The organism is Vibrio ichthyoenteri ATCC 700023 (assembly GCF_000222605.1).
Lineage (GTDB): Bacteria > Pseudomonadota > Gammaproteobacteria > Enterobacterales > Vibrionaceae > Vibrio > Vibrio ichthyoenteri.
This window is the reverse complement of record NZ_AFWF01000050.1, coordinates 1-3,423: the sequence shown is the minus strand read 5'-3', so window position 1 is coordinate 3,423 and position 3,423 is coordinate 1. Positions and strand designations below refer to the sequence as shown.

The window sequence follows — 3,423 nt, the reverse complement described above, 5'->3', positions numbered from 1 at the left end:
ATACCTGTATTGTGGTCGATCGCATTGTTCAAGAAGGGAGTGGCAAACTAGTGACGAAACATCGAAGTTACTACATTACAGACCACTGCCCGCAGCACCCGAAATTAGCTGATTACATTCGTCAGCATTGGGAGATAGAAAGTTACCATTGGTTGTTGGATGTGCATCTCAATGATGATGGTGATAAAAAGTATGAAAAAAATTCTGCTGAAAACTTTGCTCAAATCAAACGATTGATACTCAACTTATTGAAAAGTAAAACATATACCGGTAAGAAAAAGAGTATTAAAGGAAGACTAAAAAGTATTGGTTGGGACAAATATTTACTGTTAGAGCTTCTGTTCGGCCAATAACCCCAATCGTTGAATTCTTTTTAAATCAAATCGGCACTGCTGAGGCGTATCCATGAGTAAAATACGGGGATTCAGATATATTTTACTTATGGTTGACTGATTTTACGCGGAATATGCACAAAAAAAATGAATAGCCGTTGTAAAGTGGTCATGAATAGTTTTATGGGCATATTTTTTTGGTTAAAAAACGATCATGAAAACGCCGTGGTTATCGGTACTCATATCAACGGCTCTCAAATTGCTCATAATATCGACATGATAACGCAAAAAGAACGAACGCACAACACGAACGAACACTGTTCGTTTGCTTTATTGCTAATCCCCTAAAACGCAAAAGGCCCGCATCAAATGCGGGCCTTTTACTAAACAGTCTTAAGTTACACCTCACGGTGACGTGGCCGACCCACGAATTAATCATTCAAGCATGATTTAAGCTTGTCAGCATTAAGCTGACGACAGTAACAAATTTAAGAATCTCTCCTAAAAGCAGAAATTGACACAGTAGTCCCCCTCAGAACCGTTGCATCAGATAGTTAGTTACCGATCACATAGACCAGTAGTTGACGTTCGATCGAGTAGTATCGAGATAGTTGATTTGGCACAGTGGCCAACTGTCAGTTATATCCCTCTATTGAGGAACAAAGTTGAAGAAGCTTTCCAGCCAGAAGGCCGCGACACGTTTCAGAAAGCGATTTAAGGGCGGTGTAGTTCCCGTGTGCTTAGTGTTGAGAGCCAACACTGGGCTCTTTCACGGATATTGTAGCAGAAACTGTTTGAAGTAGAACAAAAACCGAATAGGACTAAAATCCATTAGGGAAAAGTTGGCAACAAGCTGTCCAGCAAAGTACCCATCCTATCTCTCACCCTCTATGTTTTTTCTCCATGTGTCTTTCCCTGTTTTTTACTATTGTTGTCCACATGATTACGACAGCCATCAAGTAATGGTATTGGGTTATATGCATCAGATTGATTTTTATAATGAAAAGTTAGACCATGCAAACAGTTAAAATACATCGGAGTTTATATGCCAAGCAACGTAGTTATTAATTGGAGTCATCCAGTCGATATTGATGGTGCTCACTATCCCAAAGACACGCTAAACCGAGCTAAATACGCTCAGTACTTATCAAACTTTCTTGCATCTAAAGGCTATGACGAGAGCAGAGTCGGTGAAGACAAGAAGCGTAATTATGTACTCAACCTAAACTCCGAATGGGGCAGCGGTAAGACGTACTTTCTCAAACGCTGGGCAGAAGACCTCAAAGCACATCATCCTGTTGTCTACGTTGATGCATGGCAGCAGGACTATTCAGATGACCCGCTGATGACGGTAATGTCATCAATGGTAAGTCAGTTGAGAGAGCAAGCTGGTAGAGCTGAGAGCAATACTGCGATCAGTGTAATTGGCAAAGCTGGCGGTCTATTTAAGGCTCTTGCTCCAGCAGTAGTCGGTGGCGTGACTAAGAAGTTTACCGGTATTGATTTTGCTGCTGTTATGAATGACGCAGAAGGAGCAAGTGCAAAGTCAGACATCAAGGATGAAGAGGGCAATGCTTTGGACATGAGTGCTGCTGCTTCTAAAGCTGTGCAGTACATGTTAGATGAACATGAAGGAAAGGCGAAAGCCATTTCTGCATTGAAACAGAGTATGAATCAGTGGTTGGAAGCAGTAAAAGGTCAAACGAATAAGCAATATCCAGCCTTTATCTTCATTGATGAATTAGACCGTTGTCGCCCTAGTTATGCCGTTGAAATGCTGGAGACCATTAAGCACATCTTCGACATTAAAGGCGTAGTGTTTGTTGTAGCAACTGATACAAGGCAGCTTCAGCATGCGGTGAGGGTAGTCTATGGACAGGGATTTGATGCAGATATCTATCTGGGGCGTTTCTTTAATACACGATACGCACTGAAGAAAATGCCATTGAAAGAACTACTGTCAGTCCATTGTGATTTAGACAAGCTTTCATTGAACGCTTTGAGCCAAAAAAGAATTGTGCTCTGGCCAAGACCTATGGATGGTGACGTGCACTTTGAAAACCTTTCCACCATTTATTGCGCACTAAAACTATCAGAAAGAGAATCAATTCAAATAACAGAACGACTGGTGTCCATTGTCGATAACCTAGGTTCTGCAAGACGCTTAGATGTTTACTACTTGGTTGTTCTTATGTGTTTGAAGGAAAAACACTTTAAGCTCTATGACCAACTTCAGTATGTTCCAATGATGTCTAAAAACTTTGAGTACCAAGGATCGCCAATGGAAAGATTTGATCAACTACTTAACTGGAGTGGAGTAACGTTGAAGCTCGCTGTCGATGCTGATGATTACGCTTATTCCGCATTTTCAGACGTTCATCCGGGCTATTTGTCTTTCCGAAATTCGGTCTACGACATCGAGATTCGCTCCCTTTTTGAGAGGATACATACTCATCATTTTGATGAAGAGCTTGCGAGAAGTATCCGCACCAAAGCAAAAGAAGATCTAAAGGCTACGGCTACTGAAGTGTCCGAACCAATAAGGGATTCAGGCAAACTACGAGAAATATTCGTCAGACATCAGGGAGATATTGTTTCACTTGGTTTGAAGTATGAGGGTGTGGAAAGTAAATACTCATTCTACAAAGATCTCGTAGAACTCAGTACTGCTTTGGACGTTTAACCCGTGTTATCCGACTGTCAGACAAGGCATTTCACATTGCACCTGACAGCCCGTATGCAATGATCGTTTCCTTCTAAGACGACGATAGCTTTCGAAAAGATATTGAAACCTTAACGCTTGTTTTGCTTTTACAAACTGCGTGACTTTGTTGATTGGGTGAATGTACTTTCCAACAGGCTTGATGCACATCTCAAAACTGCGTTACTAGTTTACTTTGACAATGAAGTGCAGCGCAAGGTACTCAACCGGAATGGAAGATGTCAGTGGCAGACTGGGACTACTAACAAAAAATAGGGGCAAAAAGCGGCTTAGAGTTACCACACTAAGCCGCTACAACTAAGCCGGTTCCTTCTTAGCTTCGTCGTGTTTTATGTATTTCTTTCAGCCTCATGATGACCGATTGAGTTG

Annotated in this window: 2 protein-coding genes; both read left to right on the top strand. The window is 41.5% G+C overall.

Annotated features, from left to right (window positions below; genetic code table 11):
• A partial coding sequence (locus RH85_RS05325; RefSeq protein WP_006711177.1) for a hypothetical protein occupies window positions 1-353 on the top strand: 353 nt, incomplete at its 5' end.
• A gap of 1,024 nt (window positions 354-1,377) precedes the next feature.
• Window positions 1,378-3,015 (top strand): KAP family P-loop NTPase fold protein, encoded by a 1,638-nt coding sequence (locus RH85_RS05315; RefSeq protein WP_006711175.1) that lies wholly within the window; start codon window positions 1,378-1,380, stop codon window positions 3,013-3,015.
• Window positions 3,016-3,423: the final 408 nt, after the last annotated feature.

Bases quoted from the DNA above. Each gene is read 5' to 3' on its own strand.
- RH85_RS05315 (WP_006711175.1), top strand. From the start codon at position 1,378: ATGCCAAGCAACGTAGTTATTAATTGGAGTCATCCAGTCGATATTGAT.